The organism is Desulfoferrobacter suflitae, assembly GCF_022603395.1.
Taxonomy (GTDB): Bacteria; Desulfobacterota; Syntrophobacteria; order Syntrophobacterales; family Syntrophobacteraceae; genus Desulfoferrobacter; species Desulfoferrobacter suflitae.
On the sequence record NZ_JAIBKA010000005.1, the window covers coordinates 37526 to 62333 of the forward strand.

Below are 24808 nucleotides of genomic sequence, written 5' to 3' on the forward strand. Positions count from 1 at the left end.
TGTTTTTGCTGCGGGTTGGGTTGGGTCACCGTTTCGCATCACGAAACCCAGCCCACCCGGAAGTGCAAATCATTTTGTAAAACACTACCCCTGACGAGCACTCCAGGGCATCACAACCTGGCTGCATAAAACTTGAACCTGGCTTTTTCTTCCTCCGGCAGGCCCAGTCTGACGGTGCCTGCACCCGCTCCATCCACAGGCCACTGGACACCTTCGTCGGGGATTTGCTCGAAGCTCAACCCATCCAGCTCCTTTATCAGTTGAACGGCTTCAGCGAACGTCGCGGCAAGGCTTTCGGCCTTCAATTCCGGGTTCAAATTACTCAACACCCCGTTGATCAACTCAAAATCCGACCTGGCGTCAGAGCAAATGGTCAGAGCCTTGTGCAGTCGCTGCACCCTCCGCTCACAATTGGTGGCGGTGCCTTCCTTTTCGATGAAGCTCAAGGACGGAAGCACCACATGCGCATAATCGAACGCCCTGTTCTTGACGCAATCCTGCACCACCAGCAGGCTCAGGCGGCTCAGCGCCCCTTCGACCTTGGCCCTGGGATATCCCAGTTCAAAGGGATCTACCCCGATGAGATAGAGTGCCTTCATTTCACCCTTCTCGATAGCCTCAAACATTTCCGGCCAGCTCAATCCGCCCTGATCCGAAGGTTCAACACCCCACAGCTTGCCCACCGTCTTGCGTGCGGCGGCACGAGTCACAGGGCTGTAACCGGGCAGGTACTTGGCAACCGCGCCGAAGTCGATGGCCCCCTGTGCATTCCCGGTGCACCCCATCACGTTCACGCCACCACCCTCGACGCCGAGGGAACCCAGCAGCATCTGCAGAGCCGCACACATCCTGTAGAAGGTCTCGTTGAGCGGAGCCGTCTTGCGATCCACGCCATAGATCAGGCAGGCGGGCTTCTTGCTCGCATAAAGCTGAGCCGTCTCGCGAATCTCCTGTTCGCCTAACCCGGTTTTTTCCGTCAGCTCACCCATGCCGATCTTTTCGATATTGCGCTGCAGCTTATCAAATTCCTGCGTGTACTGTTCCAGGTAATCCTTGTCATACAGCTCTTCTTCGATGATCGTCTTGATCAAGCCGAGGACCAGCGCGTCCTCGCTGCCTTCCTTCACCGCCAGATGTTTGGTCGCCGTTTTCGTCAGTGGCACTTGCTGGGGGTGCGCCACGATCAGGATCCCCCCTTGACGACTCGCCTTTCTCGCACGAATGCCGGCAATGGCGTGCTTTTCGATGGTATCCGCTCCCAGAGCCAGAACCGCCCCGGCTTTGGCAATGTCCCCCAGGGTATTGCTCATGGCACCCAGTCCTGTACTGCTCGCCAGGCCATCGTAAATGACCTGCTGCCAGGGACCGTCGATATTGTCCACATTGTTGCAGGCAAGAGCCCCCCGTGCCAACTTCTGGGCAAGGTAGTACTCTTCGTTGGTGAGCATACCGCCGCAGACCACACCGATAGCATTCCCACCATCCGTATCCCGCACCTTTTCAAGGGCCGAAGCAGCCGTTTTCAAGCCGTCTTCAAGGGAGCACGGGGCGAGGCCATCGCCGTCCTTGAGGCAGGCAGTCCTGACTCGATCCGGCGAATTGATGAAGTCGAAATTGAACCGCCCCATCTTGCACAAGGCCCCCATATTCGCGGGGGAAGCAAAGTCACCGCGCACCCGTACCACCTTCTCGTCTAAAACATCATACGCCGCCCGGCATCCCATTGAGCATTGCAAACACACGGTGGCACACGGTTTCAACTGCCATGAGCGAACCTCGTCCCGCCCCCTGCGCCAGCCGATGGCATCCACCGGGCAGAAATCCACGCAGTGCCCGCACAGTTCACAACCGGCCTCCATGGTGGGCAGATCAAAGGCGGTCGAGATCCTTTGATCAAATCCGCGCCCGACCTTGGTCCACACATCCGCTCCCTGTATCTCGCTGCAAGCGCGAATACACCGGCGGCACAGAATACACTTGTTCATATTCAAGTGCAGCTCGGGATTGGGATCGGGATCGATCTCATATTTATGCCGCTCTCCACCCTCAAAAGCGGTTGGCTTCACCTTGTACAGATAAGCCATATCCTGCAGCTCGCACTCGCCGGTCGCGTAGCACGTCATGCAGTCATTTGGGTGGTCGGAAAGCAGAAGTTCCATGATCGTCCTGCGCGACTCGATCACCTTTTCCGATTCTGTTTCAATGACCATTCCATTCCTGACAGGGAAAACACAGCCTGCCACCAAGGTCGACCAGCCTCCCCGAATGTCCTCCACAACGCATATACGGCATGCCTCTTCTAGGGGAAGATACGGATGATAGCAGAGGGTAGGAATGTAAATCCCCAATTGCTTGGCAGCTTCCAAAATGGTTGTGCCCTTCTCTACCTCAACTTCCTGGCCATTAATTTTCAGTGTCACTTTTGCCATGATGCTTTTATCCTTTAACTATTTCAACCTAGCTAGAAATCTTGGAGAGCCTTGTTTTCCCTCTTCACCCTTATTTTTTCTTCTTCTTTTGCTTGCGCTGCTGGAGCCGAGCCGCTTTCTTCTGCATTTCGACCAATTCCGTGCACACGCCGGCGGGGCATTCCTTGCGTTCAATGTGCGCTTTGAATTCATCCTCGAAATAGGTGATGGCACTCAACACGGGCCGACTGCTGGTCACTGCAAAATCGCAATGCGGCGCATCCACCATGGTCTGGCACAAAATTCTGATCTGCTCTAAATCGTGCTCTGATCCCTGTCCGGCAACTATCCGCTCCATGGTCTCCTGCATACGCTTCATCCCAAGCCTGCAGGGCACGCATTTACCACATGACAGGCCTTCTTCAAAGTCGAGGAAGTATTTCGCCACATCCACCATGCAGACTTTATCATCGATGCCGCCAATCAGCCCGGTATCCCGCTCGTAATAGATGTCGGCACGATAGGATCGATTCGGTTGTATAGAAAGGAGGGGAAACAGGATGCGCCCACGGACCAGTGTTTCTTCGACAACGTCGGGGATCATGTCGGCAGTGATCCCCAGGTAGAAAAAATTCTTCTGTGGAAATCCCAGGAATGGCCCGTTCTTGCACTTGCCCCCACAACCCGTCTTGGCCCTGCCCACGCTACAGCTGAGATGCCTGCGTGCAATTTCCGCTTCCAGCGCATTTCTAACAGATTCTGCGTCGCATGAGCACCCGGGCTCAGCCGCGCAAACCGTGATGCAATCCTTATTTGAGGTTGGATCACAGAAAGGTTTGCGCTTTTTGATACCGCCGATCGCTTCTCCCTTGCTCCGTTTCCCGGCGTCCGACCGAGTGAATAGACTCAAAGGGGTTTTCTGTGCCTCGTTTTTCAGCGATTTGAATCGTCCTAGCATAGCTGTCTTCCGCTCTCTTTCCCATTCCGCCCGGGGCAGCATCGCTCAGTGCGGATGGTTTCTCCGAATATCAGATGAATAAGGACCTGGCAGCGGCTTCGGTCAAAGCCACAAATTGATCCGGAAAAATTCCCACATACACCATTGCAATGACCAGAAAGATTGCGAGTGATTTGGTCCATTTATCCACCCGCACAGGTGGGTAGGGATTAACAGGTTCCAGCAGATAGGCTGCCTTGATGACGATGAGATAGTAATATAAGGAGATGGTAGCGTTGATCATGCCGATGATGACCAATGTCAGGTAGCCCTGCTCGAGCGCCGCCGCGAAGACCAGAAACTTACCGGTGAAACCCACCGTAGGGGGGATGCCGGCCAGGCCGAAGAGACCCAGCATCAGGGTCATGGCAAGCAGTGGTGAGCGCTTGTGCAATCCCGCCAGTTCCTTGATCTTAAGGTTGTGTCCATCGTCTGCAATTTTCAAAATCACCATGAAACAGGCAAAATTCATGATCAGGTAGGCCAAGGCATAATAGATGGCACTCGCATAGCCCCGCTGCGTCATACTCAGGATGCCTATCATCATATATCCGGCGTGAGCAATACTGGAATAGGCAAGCAACCGCTTGATGTCTTTCTGGATGATGGCAACCAGATTGCCAAAGGTCATGGAAAGGATGGAAAGCACCACCAGCAACTTGATAAACACCGCACTCTCGCCGCCGGAAAATCCGACAAAGCGGATCACGATAGCGGCCGCAGCCATCTTGGAAGCGGTTGCGATGTATGTAGTGACCTGGTTGGCGGCACCCTGGTAGACATCCGGCGCCCAGATGTGGAAGGGGAACAGGGCCTGTTTGAAAAAGAAGCCTGAAAGGGCCAGCACCAATCCTACTATCGCTGCGGGCTCGGTCATCATTCCCGGCAGCACCTTCATCAGTTCAGCAACATAGGTTGTATGGGTCATGCCGAACAGGTAGCTTATGCCAAAGACCATGAAGCCCGAAGCAGTCGATCCCACCATAAAGTACTTGATGCCTGTTTCAGCGAATTCATCCGTCTTGCGCCGCATCGCCACCAGCAGGTACAGGCAGTAGGAAGAAAGCTCGACGGAAATATAGATGGTCAACAACTCAACCGCGCTGACCAGCATCATCATTCCAAGGGTACAGATGAAGGTGAAAAGGTAGAATTCGGCGTGCTGCCTGCTGTCGATGCCTTCGAGTTCGCTGCAGGTGAGCACCACCCAGAACGTCCCCAGGGCCAGCAGCAGTTTGAATACCTGACTGTACAGATCCACCCTGTAGGCATCGAAAAATACCATTCCCTCAAGACGGGCGGACAAAACGGCCACCAAAACACCGACTCCCGAGAGGATCACAGCCCAAGTATACAGTCGCCTAGGTTCCGATTTTCGTTGCAGCGATAAAGCAAAAAACACCACCGCCATCAACACATAATACAACTCAGGAATAAAAAGCACCCATTTCATCATTGCCAATCTTTCCCCTCAATTGCCTATAAGCTGCTCACAAATGGGATCACCGCACTTTGGATCACATCCAGTATCATCCGCGGAAATAAACCGAAGAAAACGATTACTCCAACCAAAATGATACGCGGAGTCGCAAGGGACATCGGAACATCCGGGATGTGCGCCCAGCGTTCATTCTTTTCTCCGTAGAAGGTGCTCATGACAACCCGAAGCATGAACAGCGCGCTGACGACCAATCCGAGCACCGCAAAGATACCGCGTACCGGGTAAGTCTGAACCGCCGAGATGAACACCAGCAACTCTGCCCAGAAGCTCGCCATGCACGGCACCCCAATTCCGGCAAAGGCCGCAATAATGAAAAAGGCCGAAGCCACCGGCATGGTCTTGGACAGTCCCCCAAGATCTGGGATCATCTTGGTGTGCGTCTTATCATAAATGTAGCCGACCGCGGAGAAGAACAAGGCCGTCATGACGCCGTGCGCAAACATTTGAAAAACCGCACCGTTGATTCCATTGACCGTCATGGTGGACAACCCGAGCCCCACGATCCCCATGTGCGATACGCTGGAATAGCCGATGACATACTTGAGATCCGTTTGCGCCAGCCCGACGAAGGCGCCGTAGACAATGCCGACCGTTGCCAGCAGCGCCATGAGATCCGCCCAGTAGACCAGGCCCTCCGGACACAAGGTCATACCCAGCCGAAGAATACCGTAGGCCCCAAGCTTCATCAGCACCCCGGCGTGGATCATGCTGACCGCCGTGGGAGCGGCAACGTGGCCCACCGGAGACCATGTGTGGAACGGCCAGACGCCTGCCAGCACGCCAAACCCGAGGTACAACATGAGGAAGGCGATGTTTTGCACCTGCGGGGAAAAGCCGCCGCGGGCCAGTTCAAACAAGTCAAAGGTGTGTGCGCCGCCTTCGGCCCACAGATAGATGATGCCCGGCAAGATGAGCACACTCCCGGCAAGGAGATACAGGGTCAGCTTCATGCCGCCGTATTCTTTGCGGGTACCGCCCCAAATGGCAATCAGGGGATACATGGGAAAGAGCGAGACATCGTACCAGACGAATATCCAGAAGAGATCCATCGACATGAAAACGCCGTATACGCCGGCAACCAGGAGGAAGGTGAAAGCAAAAAATTCCTTCACCCGATTTTCCAGCTCCCACATGGTCAGCACACCGGTGAACAGCACTACCGCCGTCAGCAGGAGCATAGGCAAATTGATGCCGTCCACTCCCATGAACCAGTAAATGCCGAGACTCTTCACCCACAGCGTACGTTCCACAAACTGCAGCCCACCCTTTTCCACATCGTAGGCATGGTACAGCCACAGACAAAGAATCAGGCCGATTCCGGAAAATACCAGGCTCACTTGCTTGACAAGTTTATCGCGCCCGTCCGGAATGAACATGATGACTATAAGTCCCAGTACAGTCGACATCAAAATCGCCGTAAGGATTGGAAAGTGCGCCATTTCCATGGAAGTCATAAGCTAGTCCGTCCGCTCTTGAAAAAGGTTATTCCTGTATCGCCCCAACCAACACTCTCTCATCAAACCACGAAGTACAAGACCACCAGACCAACCGCCGCAACCATCACCAGCAGGTTGTACTGCAGCATACCCGACTGCAGAAAGCTGAACAACCGGCCGCTTCCAATGGTGAACAGACAGAATCCGTCGATGCCGCCATCGATCACTCGTCGGTCGTTTCGCGTGAACACATTCGTCAAACCGCCGTAAATGGCCCGATCCAGGAATCTTCTCAGAAAACGGTCGATATACCAGCGGTTGGCAAAGAGCGCTTGCGTCTTCGGCAGTCGGGCAAGAAATCCCTCCTGGCTGGCGCCCTTGCGGCCAAACTCGTAATACGCCCAGGCAATACCGGCAAGGCCCATGCTCACGGCCGCGATGAGCAGTGCGTAGTGACCGGCTCCGTGTCCCCCCTCGCCGCCATGGGCGTCGGCAGCATGGCCGAGCAGGAACCCTTCCAGCGAGTGCTGGAAGAAACCGAGCACCAGCGTGATGGTAGTGAGGATAATGAGCGGCCAGGCCATATACCAAAACACGTTGCCATGACCTTCCTCATGCCCGTGTGAAGACCCGTGGCCGTGCGCCGCCCCGTGTCCTGCCGCAGCCTCTTCATGATCAATCTGGATCTTGTCGTCCTTTTCCTGATGATAGTGTACCGCGTCATGAGGCATGGTCGCGTCCACCTTTTTCGGGAAAAGAATCATGAAGATCAAGCGGAACGAGTAGTAGGCCGTCATCAACGCTCCCAGCAGCCCGGCCAGGAGCCAGATCTTGTTAGGGTACGCGGCAAGGACCCCCATAATGGCTTCCTTGCTGAAAAAGCCGGAGAAAGGAAAAACCCCCGACAGGGCCAAAGCCCCTACGGTCATACAGACCATGGGAATCTTGAGGCTGCGCCCGCCCCCCTTGCCAATATCCCGCATGTCGTTGCTGTGATATTCATGGATGAAAACGCCGGAGCAAAGGAACAGCAGCGCCTTGAAGCCGGCATGGGTGGTCAGATGGAACACGCCCGCGAAGTAGCCGCCGGCCGCCAGTCCCATCACCATAAAACCGAGCTGGCTCACGGTGGAATAGGCCCACACCTGCTTAATGTCGTATGTCGCCATGGCCATGGTGGAAGAAAGCAGCATGGTGATCGTCCCGATGGCCAAGGCAATGGCCATGGCGGTAGGCGACGCGGCAAAAAACGGGAAAATCCTGCTGAACATGTAGACACCCGCCGCCACCATGGTGGCTGAGTGCAACAGCGCACTGACCGGTGTGGGCCCCTCCATGGCATCGGGCAACCAGGTGAGCAGCGGAAACTGCGCACTCTTGCCAATAACACCGCAAAAGATCAAGAGCGCCGATGCAGTGATCAGGTAGCTTGGAATCGCCTGTGCCTGTGCCGCCTCATTCATGGCAACAATTCCCAGGTCACCGAAGCCGAGCACGAGGAGAATGAGGCCTAGGAAAAACCCTATGTCACCGAGCCGCGTCATGACGAAAGCCTTCTTGCCCGCCTGTCCGGCACTCCACTTTTCGTAGTAGAAACCGATCAGCAGATACGAGGCCAGTCCAACCAGCTCCCAGAAGATGTAGAGCTGCAGCATCCCCGGTGCGATGACCATATCCATCATCGCCCAGGCAAACAGCGACTGGAATGCGTAATACCTGCTGAAGCCGGGATCGCCGGCCATGTAGCCGAGCGAATACACCTGCACGAGGAAGCTTATGACGGCTACAATGAGCAGCATCAAAAGGCTGAGAGGGTCAAACAGGTAGCCGAAAGGAATGATGATGTCATCGGCGATGAGCCAGGCCGTCCTGTATTCGACCGGTTCTCCCACATGCACCAGTTTGATCAGCAGGTAAAGGGCACAGATAAGAGATGTGCTGACGGCACCAATGGAGATATAACTGGAGAGCTGCGGTTTGTGACGTGTGAAGATCAGGATGACCGCCATGGACAGGAACGGCAACCACGTGCAGAGCACCGCTGCAAGCAAAACCGGATCTTTAAAAAGCCAACTCATGTCTCGTTATCCCCTCATTTGCTGTGCGCGTTCGACGTTGATGGACCTGAACTTTCGGAACAGGGCCAGAATGATACTCAGCCCGATGGCAGCCTCCGCCGCCGCCAAACCCATGACAAACAGCGTTATGATTTGCCCTACCGCGGGCTCGGGAGCCAAAAACCGATTAAACGCCATGAAGTTGATGTTGGCCCCGTTGAGCATGAGCTCTATGGAGATGAGCATTCCGATCAGGTTGCGGCGCTGTAACACCCCAAGCAGGCCAAGACCAAACAGTAATGCAGCAATAATCAAATAGGTGCTCAATGTGTTCACGAGGTCAACCTCCGACTGAATCCGGCCGTTACAATTGCTCCCAGAATCGCTACCAGCAACACCAGCGAAATGACTTCGAAGACCAGGTCGTAGCGCGTCAGCAGCAATTCCCCGATGGTGGCAACCGACCAATCGGTGCCGCGTTCGGCCGCAGGCTTCCACGCGGTGCGCAGGCTCACACCGATAAGCGCGATTGCAAACAGGCAGCTGGCCATAGCCGCCAGCAGCACCTTGGGCAATTTGCGCTGGGGAACTTCCAGGTGCAGCGGTCGTGACAGCATGATGGCGAAGACGATCGCAACGCAGATGGCTCCCACATAGATAAGCAGCTGCATCAACCCGATAAACATGCTCCCGAGAAACACATACAATCCGGCAACCCCGGTGAGAGCCAAGACCAATCCGAGCACATTGTAGACAATGTTCCTCGGAAACACTGCGATGACCGCCCCTGCAAGGGTGAGCCCTACGACGATCCAGAAGGCTGCCTGTGCCATTGCTTCAGTCATAAAATTCATGTCCGCCTTTCCTCCAACCTTGCCATCAAGTCATAGACCCCGTCCCACCTGGATTCTTCCTCCAACTGGTATTCCGTGGAGTACTTGAGAGTCTGGGTGGGGCAGCACTCCACGCACAGCCCACAAAGGCTGCAGCGGGTGAAATCGATCATGTAATGAGTGGCCACCTTGGGCGCCCTGGCATGATCCTTGACTCCCTGCACCTTGATAACGCCGCTTGGACAGGTGCGCTGACAGGTCCCGCAGGCGATGCATCGATGCGTTCCGATTTCCGGAAACACCTTGAACTCGATGTGTCCTCGATAAGCTGGAGAGAGAGTCAGTTGTTTGCGAGGATATTGTACAGTGACGACGGGCCTTACCAATCGTCGAACTGTGACCCGCATTCCCTCGACCAGGCTCCAGCCACCCTCGATAATCTCTTTCCAATAGCTCATAGTCTCTCTTCCACCATACCCTTATATGAACTTCAATACAGCCGCCGTCACGATCAGATTCAGCAGACTCAATGGCAGCATCACCTTCCAGGAAAAGTTCATCAACTGGTCAAAGCGAACGCGAGGAAAAGTCCAGCGCACCCACATGATGACAAACAGCAGTATGTAGACCTTGAGCAGAAACCACACTATTCCCGGAAGCCCAAAGCTAAAGCCGAACGGTCCGTGCCACCCGCCGAAAAACAGCGCCGTCGCAACCGCGCTGACGATGAACATGTTGGTATATTCCGCCAGAAAGAACAGTCCGAAGCGCATGCCGCTGTATTCCGTGTGGAACCCGGCGATCAGTTCCGACTCGGCTTCGGGGATATCGAAAGGGGCCCGGTTCGTTTCGGCGGTGGCACAAATCAGAAAAATCAGCCCGGCAACAGGCTGCAGGAAGATAAACCAGACCCTGCACTGCGCCGCGACAATCTCTGAGAACCTTAACGATTGGGTCATCAGCGCCACGCTTAAAACCGCCAGCAGCAGCGGAATTTCGTAGGCTACATTTTGCGCGACCGAGCGAATCGCCCCGAGCAGGGCGTACTTATTGTTGGCCGCCCAGCCGCCGGCAAGGATCGCCAGAACACTCAGGGTGGAAAAGGCGAATATCAGCAGCACACCCAGGTTCATGTCGCGAATCACCAGGTTTTCGTCGAAGGGAAGCACCAGGAAGGCCACCAAAACGGGCATGAAAACAAGAACCGGAGCAATGACAAAGAGCTTCCAGTCGGCACTCAAGGGGGTGATCAATTCCTTGCCCACCAGCTTGATACCATCGGCAATTGTCTGCAAAATCCCATGCGGGCCTACTTCCATGGGTCCGTAACGCAATTGAATGTGACCCGCCACCTTGCGCTCGAGCCAAACCAGAAACAGCGCATTGAGCTGGGAAAATGCCAGCACAATGATCAGGCCAACAATTATTCGAATCCAATCCGAAGCCATTTCACTTCCCATCTTCTTTGCTCTCCTTCGGCGGGATACGGCAATCCGCAATCAGTTCCCACCCAACAAACACGGCCAGCTGGTTGCAGAACAGACTAGCGATCGATTTCCGGAATGACCACATCGATGCTTCCGAGGATGGAAATAGCATCGGCGACCAGAGTTCCGCGAAACACCTCGGTCAAAACTTGAAGATTTCCAAAACTCGGCACGCGGATGTGACATCGATACGGATACGGGCTGCCGTCGCTCACCAGGTAATACGCAGTCAGTCCGCGGGCGCTCTCGAAAGCAAAATAGATCTCACCCCGGGGAGGCTTCACTTTAAAAGGAGCCACTTCATTGATGTGGGGGCCTTCGGGAAGCTGATCAAGCGCCTGCTCGATGATGCGGCAGCTTTGTTCCATCTCTTCCAGGCGGACATTGTAGCGATCGAGGGCGTCCCCTTTGGTACCCGTGGGTATCACAAAATCAAACCGATCATACACTTCGTAGGGCTCACTCTTGCGCACATCAAAGGGAATCCCGCAGGCTCGCAGGTTGGGGCCGACCACTCCGTATTGGCGCGCCAGCTCAGGCGTGATCACGCCAACGTCGCGGGTACGATGGATAAAAATGACATTCTTGGTAACGAGATTATGATAGTCCGTCCAGCGGCTGCGCAATCGCTCGATGAATGCCCTGGTCATGCTGATGAATTCCCCATCCAGGTCACGATTGACACCGCCGAAACGGCAATAGGAATAGGTAAGGCGAGACCCGGTAACCCTGTCCAGAATATCCAGGATGTTTTCCCGATCATCAAAGCAATACAGGAAGGGCGTAAACCCACCCAGATCCATGATGTAGGTTCCGAACCACAAAAGGTGGCTGGATATGCGGTTCAGTTCAGCGCAGATGACCCGGATGTACTTGGCTCTCTCCGGGACTTCCACTCCGGCGAATCGTTCCACCGCCAGCACAAATCCGTGGTTGTAGAGAAGCCCCGAAAGGTAATCCATGCGACTGCTGTTCGGCATGAACTGCTTATAGGTCCGGTTCTCGGCCATTTTTTCGTGGCCGCGGTGTCCATATCCGATGACCGGATCCGCTTTTATGATGAACTCGCCATCGAGATCCAACAGAACCCTGAGGACACCATGCGTGCTAGGATGTTGCGGTCCAAGGTTGAGGGTATAAATCTGTTCGACAACCGGTTCTTGAAATTGCTCAGCCATAGATCTCATCCCGTTTGTGATATGCGTAAACCTTGCCAAAAGTCTTTCTCAACGGGTAGCAGTCAGCGTCTTCGGGCATCAGCAAAGGCCGCATATCGGGACTGCCGACAAACTCAATCCCGAAAAAGTCGTGCACTTCTCTCTCCTGCCATAGCGCCGAAGGGAAAATGTCGCTGACGGTAGCGGGTGATTGATCGTGTCCGCAAAGTACGCGAACGGCAACCCGGGCTCGCGGTTCATAGCAGTTCAAATGATAGACCAGTTCGAAGGTGTCCTCGAAATCAAGGGCCGTGATCGATTCCAGGTAATACCCCGCGGTATCACACTCTTTCATCGCATCCCGCAGCTTGGCCAGCGGCACCTGGGCAGAAAACAGCACCCCCGCCTGACAGGACTCGTCTCTACAGACATCATCCGCCGGGAGCATCGCCTGCAGCTTTTGCGTTATCGTCTCCCTGTTGCTCATGATCAGCCTCTTCCTCCCATACGTCGGAATCGTCGCAGGTAGTTGCGGTGTTCTCCACCGGTGATCTTATCCTCCAGAGCCAAAATGCCCTGGATCAATCCTTCCGGCCGAGGCGGGCAGCCCGGAACGGTTATGTCCACCGGCACGATCAAATGGGCACCCGGCACTATGGCATACTGTCCGTCATATTCGAAGGGTCCGCCGGATATGGCACAGTTTCCCATGGCGATGCACCATTTGGGATTGGGCATTTGCTCCCACAACATCTGGATGGCGGGGGCCATCTTCTTGGAAATGGTTCCGGCTACAATCATCACGTCGGATTGCCTTGGCGACGGCCTGAATACACCTGCTCCAAACCTGTCCAGATCAAATCTTGAGGCACCCGCAGCCATCATCTCAATGGCACAGCACGCCAAACCAAAAGTCATTGGCCAGAGCGAATTGGCCCGTGCCAGATTTAAGATGTCTTCCAGGAGAGCAAATTTTATAACCGGTTCTACTCTTTGACTTTCCACTCAAACACTCCTTTGCGCCAGGCGTACACAATGGCCAGCGACAAAATGCCCACAAAAATCACCACTTCCACAAAGTCCCTGACGGCAAACTTGCCGTACGCCAAAGCCACGGGGAAAAGGTAGAGGACATCCACGTCGAAAGCTAGAAATATCAAAGCATAGATGTAGTATGCGGCGGTGAACTGCATCCAGGCACTGCCGATGGTGTGCATTCCGCTTTCATAAGTTTCGTCGCGCTGTGCTCCAGTGCTCCGTCGAACGATCAGTCTGGAAATGATCAAAGGAACCACAGCAAAGATCACTCCTACCAGCAGGTAGAGCGCAATCGCCAAAAAATCCGTCATCAATTCTCTGGGCAGCATCCCAATCTCCGCTCGTTATTCGATGTAGATGGCGCCAAACTTACAATTCTCTATACATATGCCGCAGCGCACGCACAACTCTTCATCGATGCAGTGGCATTCCTTCTTTGCTCCTATAATGGCCCCTTCCGGGCAGCGCAGCCGGCACAGCCCGCAACCGGTGCATTTTTCCGTATCGATTTCGTAAGTCAGCAGAGGCTTGCACACTTTGGCGGGGCAACGTTTTTCCAGCACATGCGCGTCGTATTCATCGCGGAAGTAGCGCAGCGTGCTGGCAACCGGGTTGGGAGCACTCTTGCCCAACCCACACAAGGCGGCCTCCTGAATCGTGTCACACAGCTCTTCCAGGTGCTCGATGTCCCCGGGCTCGGCCTTGCCCTCGCACATATTGCTGACAATCTCGTGCATTCGCTTCACGCCCACCCGGCAAGGAACACACTTGCCACAGGATTCCTGCACCAGAAAATTGAGAAAGTAGCGGGCGACATCCACCATGCAGGTGTCCTCATCCATGACGATCATGCCCCCGGACCCCATCATGGAGCCCGCTTTTTTCAACTGCTCGAAGTCAACGGCAAGATCGATCAGCTCTTCGGGAACACAGCCGCCCGAAGGGCCACCGGTCTGCACCGCTTTGAAGCGCTTGCCGCCCGGTATGCCCCCGCCGATATCATAGACAATCTTGCGCAGAGGCGTCCCCATGGCCACTTCCACCAGCCCGGTGTTGTTGATCTTGCCGACCACGGAAAAGATTTTGGTTCCTTTGCTCCGCTCGGTTCCTATGGACGCGAACCATTGGCCGCCTTGATTGACAATCAGGGGAACGCTCGCCCAGCTCTCGACGTTATTCAGATTGCTGGGCCGATTCCACAATCCCTTCTCTACCGTATGGATGTGCTTCCCGCGGGGCTCCCCCAGTTTGCCTTCAAGGGATGCCATCAGTGCTGTGGATTCACCGCAAATAAACGCGCCGGCACCCCGGTTGACAAACATATCCAGGCAAAACTCGGTCCCCAGAATATTATCTCCCAGCAGGCCGTATTCGCGCGCCTGATCCAAAGCCCGGTTCGCGTGCTTGACCGCAAGAGGATACTCATAGCGGCAGTAGAGGTATCCTTCGCGCGCGCCGATCGCATAGGCGCCGATGATCATACCCTCGATGACCTGATGCGGCGTGCCTTCCAACAAGGCACGATCCATGTAAGCTCCCGGATCGCCTTCATCGGCATTGCAGATGACATATTTCATTTCGCCATGGGCCTTGCGGCAGGACTCCCATTTGACACCTGTGGGAAAGCCGCCGCCGCCGCGCCCCCTCAAACCTGAAATCTTCACTTCTTCGATGACCTCTTCGGGCTTCATGCCCGACAGCACCTTGGCCAGTGCCGAGTAGCCGCCGCGCGCTATGTAGTCATCTATCTCCGTCGACCAGGTGAGCCCGGTATCATTGAAAATGATTCTTTCCTGATGTGCATAGAAGGGGATATCCTTTTCCCGTACAATCTTTTCCCCGGTCTCCTCACTGACAAACAGCAGGTCGTCCACCAGGTCATCACCCAGCACCGAGCGCTCAAAGATTTCGGGCACGCGCTCCACCTTGACCCGCTCATAGAAGATATTCGCCGGCTCTATTACGACGATGGGCCCGCGCGCGCAGAATCCGTGGCAACCGGTCTGGGTCACCATGTACTCATGCCCCACCCCCTTTTCATCCAGCAACTTTTGAAACGCTTCAATCAGGCGCTCCCCTCCGCCGGAATGACACCCGGGCCCACCACATATCCTGACTCGCTTGCGAATGGACTTTCTCTGTTCCAGGATCTGCTGACGCAGCACCTCAAGATCTTCAATGCTATTGAGCCGCTTCATGTTAACTCCGTTGAGCCTCTTGCTCTTTTAGTTCCTTCAGCAACTTTGAAATCTTATTGGCCGTCACTTCGCTGTGGGTCGTGTCCCCCACCACCACCACCGGAGCCGAAGCACAAGCACCGACGCAGTTGACCGTCTCCAGAGTCAGGAAGAGATCCTCGGTGGTTTCACCCGGCTTGAGATTGGCTTCCTGTGCAAGACGCTCGATGATTTTGGGTCCGCCTTTGACGTGGCAGGCCGTTCCCGTGCACACATGCATGATGACGCGACCGCGCGGAGTGAGACTGAACACCTTGAAAAAGTTGGCCACGCCAAAGACCTGGCTGACCGGCATGCGCAATCGATCGGCTACTCTTTCAATGCTCTCTTTGGGGAGATAGTTGTAACGATGGTTTATGTCCAACATGATCTGCAGTAGAGAAGCCGGCTTGGGACCCCACTGATCAATGATTGCATCTACGTCTTGAAGGTTGAAATCCATTTAGTTCCTCCGTCCACCTGACACGCTCGCTACCAGAAGCTGAATTCAATCATCCAGGCCTAACTGGGCGGTGATTGTTCTCACAAAGTGATCTGTTCGTCAAGTGAAAAATAGCTCATACTCACGAAGTAGTTTCCGCGACAGCGCGATTGAGAAAAATGGAAAAAGTCGATCCATGACCCAATTGACTGCGCACCTCTATCTTGCCTCCATGCGCCCGCATGATTCGCTGGGCGATGGCCAGGCCCAGCCCGGTCCCCTCCATTTTTCGGATGTCTTTCGCTTTGCTTCGGTAGAATTGCTCGAAGATAAAGGGGATTTCCTTTTCATCGACACCCGGGCCGGTGTCGCTCACATCCACCACCACCCACTCCGGCTGCTCACGCGCCGTAATGGTGACAGATCCCCCGGGATGATTGTACTTAATGGCGTTGGAGATGATGTTGCTGAGAACTTCGCGAAAGGTATCGATATCGGCATTGACGCGGGGCAGGTCGTGGGGCAATTTTGTGACAATTTGTACGCCCTTCTCCCGGGCGGCCAGTTCCACCCCGGCCATGGCCGCATCCACACACGACGATAACTCGACAGGCCTCAACCGGTGCAGGATTTCCCCTGCCTGGATGCGGCTCATGTCCAGCCAGTCGTTGATCAGCTGCAGCAAGCCATCAAGCCGCTCCCGGGCCCGCTCGAGCATTTCCCGCTGCACCTCGCTGAGCTCCCCTCCAATGTTGCTCAACAACACCTCGATGTACTGAAAAATTGCCGCCAGAGGAGAGCGCAACTGGTGTGTGACCATGGTGACGAAATTCCGCTCCATGGCCTCCTTTTCTTCCCGCAAAGCCCGCGACTCCTGGTCCAGTCGCTTTTTTTCCAGGCCGCGACGCACCACAATCAAGAGCTCGTCGGGCGTGAACGGCTTGGGCAGGTAATCGTATGCCCCCTCCTTCATGACCGCCACCGCGCTCTCGATAGTGGCGTACCCGGTGATGATGATGACGACGATGTTGGGATCGAAATGCTGAATCCTGCGGGCGACCTCGACACCATCCATTTCCGGCATCTTGAGATCCACCAGCACCAGGTCGTGAGGCTCGCGCATCAAGGTTTCCAGTCCCGCGCGGCCACTCGAGGCCAAAGTGACTTGAATGCCCTCCCTCTTCAACACTCTCTGACAGGAAATTCGCGCAATTTCTTCATCATCAATCACGAGGACCCTGGGTGCATCCACATCTACCCTCTAACAACAACATCTGTTTGGCTTTGCGGCGGCCTTTGAAAGAAAACCACGACCTGGTTTACGCTTTTGAGAACCGTTGAATCAGATTGCCCACCTTTTCGAGGAGCTCTTTGGGCTTGAGAGGTTTGTCCATGTACTCGTCCGGTTGCGGAATGTCCCCCATATCCTCCTCGTCACTGAAGGAAAAGCGCGAACCCGTGTCCGCCCGCACACTGGAAACCATCAGGACGGGAATCCCCTGGTAGTCCTCGTATTCGGGTGAGGTCCTGAGAGTCCCCATGAGGCTGAAGCCTTCAAAAATGGATTCCATCATGATATCGAGCAGGATGAGGTCGGGTTTCACCTCCCGGATCTTTTCCAGGCCCATTTTTCCGTCGCTCGCCACCTGCACCTCATAGCCATCAGCCAACAGGATCATTTTAGTGGTCTTCACGAAATCCGGATCATCGTCTACAATAAGGATCTTTCCCTTGGTCGCCATGCACACACCTCCCGGGCATATGAGGAGAAAAAGTTCACAAACCTATAGCGGTTCCCCCAAAACATGGTGGAAAGTAGCGGAATCGCGCTTGCCTGTCAACACGAAATCTAGTACCATAGTTCACAAAGTGCCGTTAACATTTTGAAGATGCTTAACAATTTTCTGGCGAGGAAGCCCATGTGGTTCAAAGAGCTCACCTGGTACAAACGCATCGGCACCAAAATGAGCGTGTTGACCAGCCTGCTGGTCATTATCTTTATCAGCGCCTACACCTACTTTTCCATCAAGAGCCAGCGCGAATACCTCACGGAAGAAGTCATCCGCAGCGTCAACCTGCTGAGTGATACCATCAAGTTGAGCGCTCGCAAGGATATGCTGCTCTATTCGCCGAGCCGCTTGCACCAGTTGGTGGATACCTTCGGCACTCAGCCGGCTCTGGAAAAAGTACGTATATTCAATTACGTGGGTGAAATCATCTACTCTTCCGACAAGTCCGAAATGGGAATGCTGGTGGATAAACGAGCCGAACAATGCTATGCCTGCCACTCCGCCGAAAAGCCTCTCGAAAAGCTTGGCACACCGGAGCGCACACGCATCTTCAATTCCGGCAGCTATCGTGTTCTGGGCATGATCAACCCTGTCTACAATGAGCCGGATTGCTACAATGCCAGTTGTCACGTTCATCCCCCGGATCAGAAGGTGCTGGGTGTGCTCGACATCGACGTCTCGCTGAAACCCATGGACGAACAGATTCGCTCGGCGGAAGCGAAACTGCTGGCCACCGGAATCAGCAGTGTGATCGCTTTGGCCATTCTGATCAAGATCCTCATGAACCACTTCCTCCACCAGCCCCTGCGTAAAATCATAACCGGTACACATCGGGTGGCCCAAGGGGACCTGGATTTCCAGATTCCCATTCGCTCGAAGGATGAAATCGGGATTTTTGCCGCCTCCTTTAACCAGATGACACAGGACCTGAAGCGCGCCAAGATTTCACTCACGGAATGGGGCAATCGACTCGAACAGATGGTCGCCGAAAGAACGCGCGACCTCGAGAATGCTCAGCAGCAGTTGATAAGGAGTGAAAAACTCGCTTCCCTCGGCAAGCTTTCGGCCGGGGTGGCCCACGAGATCAACAATCCGCTCACCGGAATTCTGACCTTCAGCCAGCTCCTCATGGACCAGTTCCCCCCCGAAAGCCAGGAACACCAGGACCTCAAGGTGATCGTCCAGGAGACCATCAGGTGCCGCGGCATCGTCCGCGGTTTATTGGAGTTTGCTCGCCAGAGCGCGCCGGAAAAACGGACGGTCAACATCGAGGAACTGCTGGATGAAGTCCTTTACATGGTTGAAAATCAGGAATCCTTTCAGAACATCAAGCTCGAACAGGACATCGATGCCAACATTCCCCAGCTGATGGCAGACAAAGATCAACTCAAACAGGTCCTTTTCAATATCCTGATGAATGCTTCCGAAGCCATGTCAGGGGCGGGCACCCTGCAGATCAGCGCGGAATGGCGGCCGGACCGATCCCAGGTGGTCCTGCACTTCCGCGATAGCGGGCCAGGCATTGACCCGGAGCATCTGAACAAGCTCTTTGACCCATTTTTCACCACCAAGGAGATGGGAACCGGTTTGGGACTCGCCATTTCTTACGGGATCATCAAGGCGCATCGGGGGAATATTGAGATAGAAAGCACGCTTGGCCAGGGGACTCATGTCATTGTCACCCTGCCCGCCGAAGCGCCTGTGCAGGCAGAAAACCGCAACGCCGGAGCGCGATTCGGAGCGCCCTAAAAGACGTAGAAAAAATCTTCCTCCAGATTCACCTGCAATCGTTTCATCATAAGCATGACGTCACGTGTTCTGCTGCTGTTGAGGGACATAAAACCATCTTCGAGATTGCATTTGGCTTCAAATCCCAGCTGCCGAAACGCTTTCACCGCAAGCTGGTTTTCCGTCAGTATTTCGGCTCGCAGAAAATAGAGCCCCAGCTTATTGCCGATTTCGATCAGTTCCTTGATCATCGCGGAGCCCAGTCCCAATCGCCGATATCCCTTGCCCACAAATATGCGCACGTCGGCGATGTGCCGATAGACCCCCTGCATGAGATGCAGGCTCGATACCCCGACGACGGACTCCTGCGACTCATCCCAACTCACCAGCGGCATAACTCGGCGGTAATCCAGATTTGCAACCCAGCGCGCCACCGTATCGGGGTGTTTGACATCATCGCGCAGGGTTTCCACCTCACTGTCCGGAACCTGCGAAAAGAAAGCTTTGAGAGCCTCCCCGTCGGACTTCTGAAGCAGCTTGAAGACGACCATATCGCCATTGATCAGGACTGATCGTTTGGGGGGAAAGTCCAGCTCTTGAAGACTGTTTTTCATATAAAACACACCAATTCCGCTTCGCAGTTTACATTAGAGGCGCTGCTGCAAATTTCCACCTCGATCTGCAATGCCCTCCTCATCGTCCTTTTGCAGCTCGCCGGAGAAAAGGAATCCGCTTTGTCCCATGAACTGATCTGATTGTTTATCGAATACAATAAGTTAAGCAACCGCCCCGGACTGTGGATTGCATTCTACTGAGAACTTGAGCTAAAAACAAGCTATTTACTTAACAGAATCCATTGGAATCGCAACAACCCTTTGGGGAGGAGTGGGCATGTTCGAACGGCTTCGAATCGGTTTTGTGGGTGGCGGAAATATGGGAGAGGCATTGATCAAGGGGATCATATCCGCCTCACTGGTCGCCAGGGATCGGCTTCATGTTTACGATATCAGCAGCAGCCGAACGGGATATTTAAAGGAAAACTATCAGATCAATGTGCACAGGTCACTCGCCCGCCTGGCTGAAATGAGTCAGGTGCTTGTGCTTGCGGTGAAGCCGCAAAACATGAGCGAAGTTCTCGATGAGCTCAGTGCGGAGCTTGCTCACATGCCGCTGGTGATTTCCATTGCCGCCGGCGTCACTCTAGCCTCTCTTTCCAAACGATTGCCCGAGGAACTGCCCCTCATTCGAGTCATGCCCAACACGCCGGCTCTGGTGATGGAAGGAGCCTCGGCTCTGGCACGCGGCAGTCATGTGACCGACACACAGATGCACTTGGCCGTCTCGCTCTTTCAAGCGGTTGGCAGGGCCATCGAGGTAGAAGAAAAATGGATGGACACTGTCACCGGTTTGAGCGGCAGCGGACCCGCCTATGTCTTGCTGGTGCTGGAAGCTCTGATCGACGGCGGCGTCCTTATGGGACTGCCGCGGCAAATATCCAGGGAGTTGGCGGTGCAAACGGTTTTGGGAACTGCAAAGATGGTCCAGGAAACCGGAAAGCATCCGGCTGAGCTGAAAGATATGATCACTTCACCGGGCGGCACCACAATTCATGGGCTGCAGGTCATGGAACAGGAAGCCGTTCGGGGCGCTCTCATCGGGGCGGTTAAGGCGGCATCGGAGCGCTCCGGAGAGCTGGGCAAAGACAGTTGAGCCGCTCCCCATAACATGGCTGCGGCGGTGTTTGCGCACGCCGGAGATTGCGGCGAGCACTTGACGGCTTCCGCCTCACCTCGGCCCTCAAGGAGAGAGGGAAGCCGATCCATTGGAATCGTTCACGCCGGGTAATGCTCGCCTGTGTAGATTGCCTTGACCAGGCGAGCCTTGCACAGGAGTTTCACCGGTCAACGCGGATCACGTCGCCTTTGGGTGCCCAGGTCATCGAATCCCCGGGCGAATAGACCTTGAAGGATTCCACAACGTCTCCCACAGCCGCCCGGTTGAAGCCGCGGATCTTTATTCCCACCTGCTGACCCGCTTTTGCCCTGGTGACGGATTTTCTTTCAATCTGCAGCGATTCAATTTTCCCCGTGTAAATGGGACCCATGGCGGAAATGACCCGAAAGGTCCTGCCTACCTCGAGCGTCCCTTCCAGGATCTCGCAGCCGAGGATACTGTCCTTGGGGCTGCTCTTGAATAAAGCGATCACTTTGGCCGTGCCGAGGATCTCCTCTCTGGGCACAACCGGGAGCAAGCTGCGGGCGATGCTTTTCAAGTCCTCCACCAGGTGGTATATGACCTTGTAAAGACGGACCTCCAGACCGTTTTCCTTGATAAACAGCTCGAGCTTCGGCATCAAATCGACTTCGAAGCCCACCACCAGTCTGCTGCCGGTCATGGCCATGAGAAGATCCGATTTGGAGATGGGCCCCACTGCGCTGTGGATCACCTGGAGCCGGACACCGTCCACCTTGACGGCATCGATGGCGGCAATCACAGCATCGATCACTCCTGCCGCATCACACTTGACCACCAACTCCAGCCTTCTGCGATCATCACCGGATGCTCGTGCGGCCTGCGGGATAGAATCCTTCGCGTGTTTCTTAGCGTGCATTTCGCCTCCTGCGCCTTGACGGCGTTGGTCCCATAGCCCATTTATCTACTATAATAAGCAGGAAAGCTTCGTATACCAGGCATTCGAGCACATCATTTCGATCTTGGGAAGTTGCTCAGCCCATCAGTTTCCCGGCAACCCAGTAAAGTGACATGCCCACCACCACGGTGCCGCCCAGAGACTTCGTCTTCAAAGAGAACAAGAGCGTGGGTACGGCAACCAGGCTCTTGATCTGAAAAAGCTCCAGTTGACGTGGATCATTTGCGGTGAACAAATCCGGGAAAATGAGTGCGCTGAGGATGGCCGCCGGAATCAAATCCAGCCATTCGATCAACCACATGGGCAGGCGCCGCTGCGCGAGAAAAAACAAAGGAAACCAGCGCGGGACATAAGTCACAACTCCCATGCTGAGGACGACCAGTAAGTAACTCGTTTCAGACATGGATGCCCTTTTTCTTCTGAGCATATTTTTTCAGTGCAAAACCTGCCGTTGCCGCAAGCAGCGATGCCAGGACCACATACGAGTTTCCGGGAATCAAAAGAGCCAGGGCAACCGCCAGGACTCCTGCCAGCAGCGCGGTCATCACGTAAATGCGCCCGCGCAGTTGAAACACCAGCAGGGCGATGAACATGGCGCTCAGGGCGTAGTCAATCCCGAAGCTCCCGGCAGGGATGAATTCTCCGCCCATCCCGCCGATCACAGTGCTTGCCACCCATGCAGCATTGGCCCACTGGTTTACGGCCAGAGCGCGATACTTACCCCACTCGTTGGCTCTGAAGCGAGTCATGTTCACCGCAAAACTCTCATCGGTAATGCCGTAGGCAAATGCCGACAAGAATTTCCAACCGGCCTGCTGCAGATACACCACCAGCGAGGAGCTCATGAGAAAGTGCCGCAGGTTGATGACAAAGGTCGTCATGGCGATGGACATGACCTCGGCACCGGAGCTCAGCATGGAAACCGCGATAAACTGCGAACTGCCGGCAAATACAAGGAGCGACATCATGCCGATTTGAAACGGGTTCAATCCCGCTTTCTGCCCCAGCACCCCAAACGCCAGACCGATGGGGAAATAGCCCATGCAGATGGGCCAGGAAGTTCTCAACCCCTCCAGGAGAATAAACCTGATTCGCGTGTTCACCCTGACACACTCCATTAAACCCAAGAACTCACATTTCGACCCTGTTACGACAGCGAGGCAGCGATCCCCGCTGTGCAACAAGCCTTCCGAGCGATTTTTCGGAGAGTGATCCCCTTCCCTCGAAGCCGTTTCGCACCACCCGTCGTACACATGCACTTTACTGCAATGAACCACCAGGTCAATAGTCACAAGTGCCTGTTTTTCGGAGGAGCTTATGGGGCAGAGGGCATGGAGCTCGGAACTTAGGGTTTTCGGCAGTTGATAACCAGAAACCTGCGGCCAGTTTGTTGATTATGCAGCCCAACTTGAACTTTGTGGGATGGGGCAGGCCGATTAAATCGGTATTCTATTTGGGGAGCGCCTTGGACAAGAAATGGGTGACTATTGGAGCTTCTGTGCCCGTATGAAAGCTGTACAGTTTTTTTTCCAGCTCGCGGTCGGCCACCGTGACTCGTTGGTGCTGGCGCAGATGCTCCAGCCAGGATGACACGGTAAAAGATTCCACGTAACGCTCCGGTCTGGAAGCGTCAACATATAAACCCCAGCTAAGGGCCCCATCTCTCATGCGAGCATTTCGCCTTGCGCGCATGAGGGACACAAATTGTTCCGATTTTCCCGTATCGATGAGATATTCCACCATGATCACCACCGGACCTTCCTCAGGACGCGGCTCGACGGCAAGCGACGGGCTCGGCCAGTGCATCGATGGGCTGAGATCCGGGCTGTCTCCGGCAAGGCTGTAAGCAGCGCTCAGAGCCCAGGCGAGCACGAGACTGCCCGCCGCGGTGAGCAACGTCCGGGGGAGGCCAAGGAGCACCGCGACAGCCCCCCACAGAGTGGCCCCACCAGCCATGCCTCCGAAAATGACCAGCATATAGACCGAGAGCGCCCTGCCGCGCACCCAGGAGGGAACGACCGCCTGGACGCCACTGTTGAAACTCGAAATGAGCGCCAGCCAGGCGGCCCCGCCCACTGCCAGAGCGACACAGACGGCGGGGCAATTTCGCACCAGAGCCAATGTGGTCAAAGTCCCGGCGAAGCCTATGGTGCCCACCATTACCAGCAAATCAACGGATATCCTGCGGCGGATCGGCTGCAGAAGAACTGCTCCAACTACCGCCCCCAGCCCGAAGAAACCAAGCAGCAAACCGTAGCCGGTCGAGTCAAGTGCCAGAATGTCTTTGGCCACCAGGGGGAGAAGCGCCATGGCGGCACTGGCTGAAACGATAAACGCTGCGGTCCGAATTAGAACTGCCTGCAACGCCGGTGCATGGCGAACATAGCGCAGCCCGGTGCGCGCGGCGCTGATGACCCTCTCGGCAGGCAGCGCGCTTTCCCGGGGCTTTTGTCGCCAGAGAAACAAAACGGTCAAAACTCCCAGAAAAGAGAAGGCGTTGATGAAAAATGCCACACCTGCGCCGAAGAGTCCCAATACCAGCCCTCCAAGCGCGGGTCCGACCGACCGGGCAACATTGAATCCCGCACTGTTCAAAGCCACTGCAGCGGGAATTTCCCGCATCTCCACCAGTTCGGGAACAATGGCCTGCCATGCGGGTGCGTTCATGGCTGCACCGATTCCCAGCATGAGGGTAAAAGAGAGTAACAGCCAGGGAGTGATGGCATCTGCCACGGTCAACCAGCCGAGAGCGGCCGCCGCTAAGATCATCCAGGACTGGGTCAGCAGCAGCAGGCGCCGCCGGTCCAGAACATCGGCCAACGCCCCCGCCGGCAGAGCCAGGACAAATAACGGCAAGGTGGTCGCCGTCTGGACCAGCGAAACCATCAGAGGCGAAGGCGCAAGAGAAGTCATCAACCAGGCGGAGGCGGTGTTTTGCATCCATGTGCCGATGTGGGATACCAGCGTGGCTATCCACAGGGCTCGATACACCGGGCGCCGCAGAGGACTCCAGGATGTCGGTCTTTTCAGCGGGACGGAATCGCCGGCGCCATTAGTTTGCATTGGCG

The 24808-nt window shown here is 55.2% G+C and carries 24 protein-coding genes; 2 read left to right on the forward strand and 22 right to left on the reverse strand.

Annotated features, from left to right (window positions below; genetic code table 11):
* Positions 1 to 110: 110 nt before the first annotated feature.
* The 17 genes from K1V27_RS09925 to K1V27_RS10005 form a co-directional block, all read right to left on the reverse strand.
* Entirely contained in the window at positions 111 to 2429 is a 2319-nt protein-coding gene (locus K1V27_RS09925) for a molybdopterin-dependent oxidoreductase (RefSeq protein ID WP_258929838.1), read from the reverse strand.
* A gap of 70 nt (positions 2430 to 2499) precedes the next feature.
* Positions 2500 to 3366: a (2Fe-2S) ferredoxin domain-containing protein gene (locus tag K1V27_RS09930; RefSeq protein ID WP_258929839.1), complete on the reverse strand. Its 867-nt coding sequence runs from the start codon at positions 3364 to 3366 to the stop codon at positions 2500 to 2502.
* 70 nt (positions 3367 to 3436) lie between these two features.
* Entirely contained in the window at positions 3437 to 4861 is a 1425-nt protein-coding gene (locus K1V27_RS09935) for an NADH-quinone oxidoreductase subunit N (protein WP_258929840.1), read from the reverse strand.
* Positions 4862 to 4884: 23 nt separating this feature from the next.
* Positions 4885 to 6312: a complex I subunit 4 family protein gene (locus K1V27_RS09940; protein ID WP_258929841.1), complete on the reverse strand. Its 1428-nt coding sequence runs from the start codon at positions 6310 to 6312 to the stop codon at positions 4885 to 4887.
* Between the two features lie 110 nt (positions 6313 to 6422).
* Positions 6423 to 8420 carry an NADH-quinone oxidoreductase subunit 5 family protein gene (locus tag K1V27_RS09945; protein ID WP_258929842.1) on the reverse strand — a complete coding sequence of 666 codons (1998 nt, stop codon included), beginning with the start codon at positions 8418 to 8420 and terminating at the stop codon, positions 6423 to 6425.
* A gap of 6 nt (positions 8421 to 8426) precedes the next feature.
* Positions 8427 to 8735, reverse strand: coding sequence for an NADH-quinone oxidoreductase subunit NuoK (nuoK, locus tag K1V27_RS09950; RefSeq protein WP_258929843.1), 309 nt, complete (start codon positions 8733 to 8735; stop codon positions 8427 to 8429).
* Entirely contained in the window at positions 8732 to 9253 is a 522-nt protein-coding gene (locus tag K1V27_RS09955; RefSeq protein ID WP_258929844.1) for an NADH-quinone oxidoreductase subunit J family protein, read from the reverse strand. Before K1V27_RS09955 ends, nuoK begins: the two co-directional genes overlap by 4 nt.
* Positions 9250 to 9690, reverse strand: a complete 441-nt coding sequence (locus K1V27_RS09960) for a 4Fe-4S dicluster domain-containing protein (protein ID WP_258929845.1) — start codon at positions 9688 to 9690, stop codon at positions 9250 to 9252. The genes K1V27_RS09955 and K1V27_RS09960 overlap by 4 nt, the downstream gene beginning before the upstream one ends.
* A 21-nt stretch (positions 9691 to 9711) precedes the next feature.
* Positions 9712 to 10692 (reverse strand): NADH-quinone oxidoreductase subunit NuoH, encoded by a 981-nt coding sequence (gene nuoH, locus K1V27_RS09965; protein WP_258929846.1) that lies wholly within the window; start codon positions 10690 to 10692, stop codon positions 9712 to 9714.
* Positions 10693 to 10775: 83 nt separating this feature from the next.
* The gene (locus K1V27_RS09970) at positions 10776 to 11897 is read right to left on the reverse strand and encodes an NADH-quinone oxidoreductase subunit D (protein ID WP_258929847.1); all 1122 of its coding nucleotides are present in this window, start codon (positions 11895 to 11897) and stop codon (positions 10776 to 10778) included.
* Positions 11890 to 12363 carry an NADH-quinone oxidoreductase subunit C gene (locus K1V27_RS09975; protein WP_258929848.1) on the reverse strand — a complete coding sequence of 158 codons (474 nt, stop codon included), beginning with the start codon at positions 12361 to 12363 and terminating at the stop codon, positions 11890 to 11892. Before K1V27_RS09975 ends, K1V27_RS09970 begins: the two co-directional genes overlap by 8 nt.
* Positions 12364 to 12365: 2 nt before the next feature.
* Entirely contained in the window at positions 12366 to 12881 is a 516-nt protein-coding gene (locus K1V27_RS09980) for an NADH-quinone oxidoreductase subunit B (RefSeq protein WP_309574007.1), read from the reverse strand.
* The gene (locus K1V27_RS09985; protein ID WP_258929849.1) at positions 12863 to 13243 is read right to left on the reverse strand and encodes an NADH-quinone oxidoreductase subunit A; all 381 of its coding nucleotides are present in this window, start codon (positions 13241 to 13243) and stop codon (positions 12863 to 12865) included. Before K1V27_RS09985 ends, K1V27_RS09980 begins: the two co-directional genes overlap by 19 nt.
* Positions 13244 to 13258: 15 nt before the next feature.
* The gene (locus K1V27_RS09990) at positions 13259 to 15112 is read right to left on the reverse strand and encodes an NADH-quinone oxidoreductase subunit NuoF (protein ID WP_258929850.1); all 1854 of its coding nucleotides are present in this window, start codon (positions 15110 to 15112) and stop codon (positions 13259 to 13261) included.
* Between the two features lies 1 nt (position 15113).
* Entirely contained in the window at positions 15114 to 15593 is a 480-nt protein-coding gene (locus K1V27_RS09995; protein ID WP_258929851.1) for an NADH-quinone oxidoreductase subunit NuoE family protein, read from the reverse strand.
* A 121-nt stretch (positions 15594 to 15714) separates the two neighbouring features.
* Complete coding sequence (locus K1V27_RS10000) at positions 15715 to 16824, reverse strand: ATP-binding response regulator (protein WP_258929852.1); 1110 nt, start codon at positions 16822 to 16824, stop codon at positions 15715 to 15717.
* A gap of 67 nt (positions 16825 to 16891) precedes the next feature.
* Complete coding sequence (locus K1V27_RS10005) at positions 16892 to 17314, reverse strand: response regulator (RefSeq protein WP_258929853.1); 423 nt, start codon at positions 17312 to 17314, stop codon at positions 16892 to 16894.
* 177 nt (positions 17315 to 17491) lie between these two features.
* Here K1V27_RS10005 and K1V27_RS10010 point away from each other — a divergent pair, with 177 nt between their 5' ends.
* Positions 17492 to 19111, forward strand: a complete 1620-nt coding sequence (locus K1V27_RS10010) for a sensor histidine kinase (RefSeq protein ID WP_258929854.1) — start codon at positions 17492 to 17494, stop codon at positions 19109 to 19111.
* On the opposite strand, the gene K1V27_RS10015 is transcribed toward K1V27_RS10010, so the two are convergent.
* Positions 19108 to 19704, reverse strand: a complete 597-nt coding sequence (locus K1V27_RS10015; protein ID WP_258929855.1) for a GNAT family N-acetyltransferase — start codon at positions 19702 to 19704, stop codon at positions 19108 to 19110. The two genes, K1V27_RS10010 and K1V27_RS10015, sit on opposite strands and share 4 nt — an antisense overlap.
* A 277-nt stretch (positions 19705 to 19981) precedes the next feature.
* Between K1V27_RS10015 and proC the strand changes: the two genes are divergently transcribed.
* Entirely contained in the window at positions 19982 to 20800 is an 819-nt protein-coding gene (proC, locus tag K1V27_RS10020) for a pyrroline-5-carboxylate reductase (protein WP_258929856.1), read from the forward strand.
* Between the two features lie 184 nt (positions 20801 to 20984).
* Here the strand turns inward: proC and K1V27_RS10025 are convergent, their stop codons facing one another.
* From K1V27_RS10025 to K1V27_RS10040, 4 genes are all read right to left on the reverse strand, one after another.
* Positions 20985 to 21701 carry a translation initiation factor IF-2 gene (locus tag K1V27_RS10025; protein ID WP_258929857.1) on the reverse strand — a complete coding sequence of 239 codons (717 nt, stop codon included), beginning with the start codon at positions 21699 to 21701 and terminating at the stop codon, positions 20985 to 20987.
* A 115-nt stretch (positions 21702 to 21816) separates the two neighbouring features.
* Positions 21817 to 22143 (reverse strand): AzlD domain-containing protein, encoded by a 327-nt coding sequence (locus tag K1V27_RS10030; RefSeq protein WP_258929858.1) that lies wholly within the window; start codon positions 22141 to 22143, stop codon positions 21817 to 21819.
* Positions 22136 to 22843, reverse strand: coding sequence for an AzlC family ABC transporter permease (locus K1V27_RS10035; RefSeq protein ID WP_258929859.1), 708 nt, complete (start codon positions 22841 to 22843; stop codon positions 22136 to 22138). The genes K1V27_RS10030 and K1V27_RS10035 overlap by 8 nt, the downstream gene beginning before the upstream one ends.
* Positions 22844 to 23189: 346 nt before the next feature.
* A complete protein-coding gene (locus K1V27_RS10040) occupies positions 23190 to 24803 on the reverse strand; it encodes an MFS transporter (protein WP_258929860.1) in 1614 nt (537 codons plus the stop codon).
* Positions 24804 to 24808 lie beyond the last annotated feature (5 nt).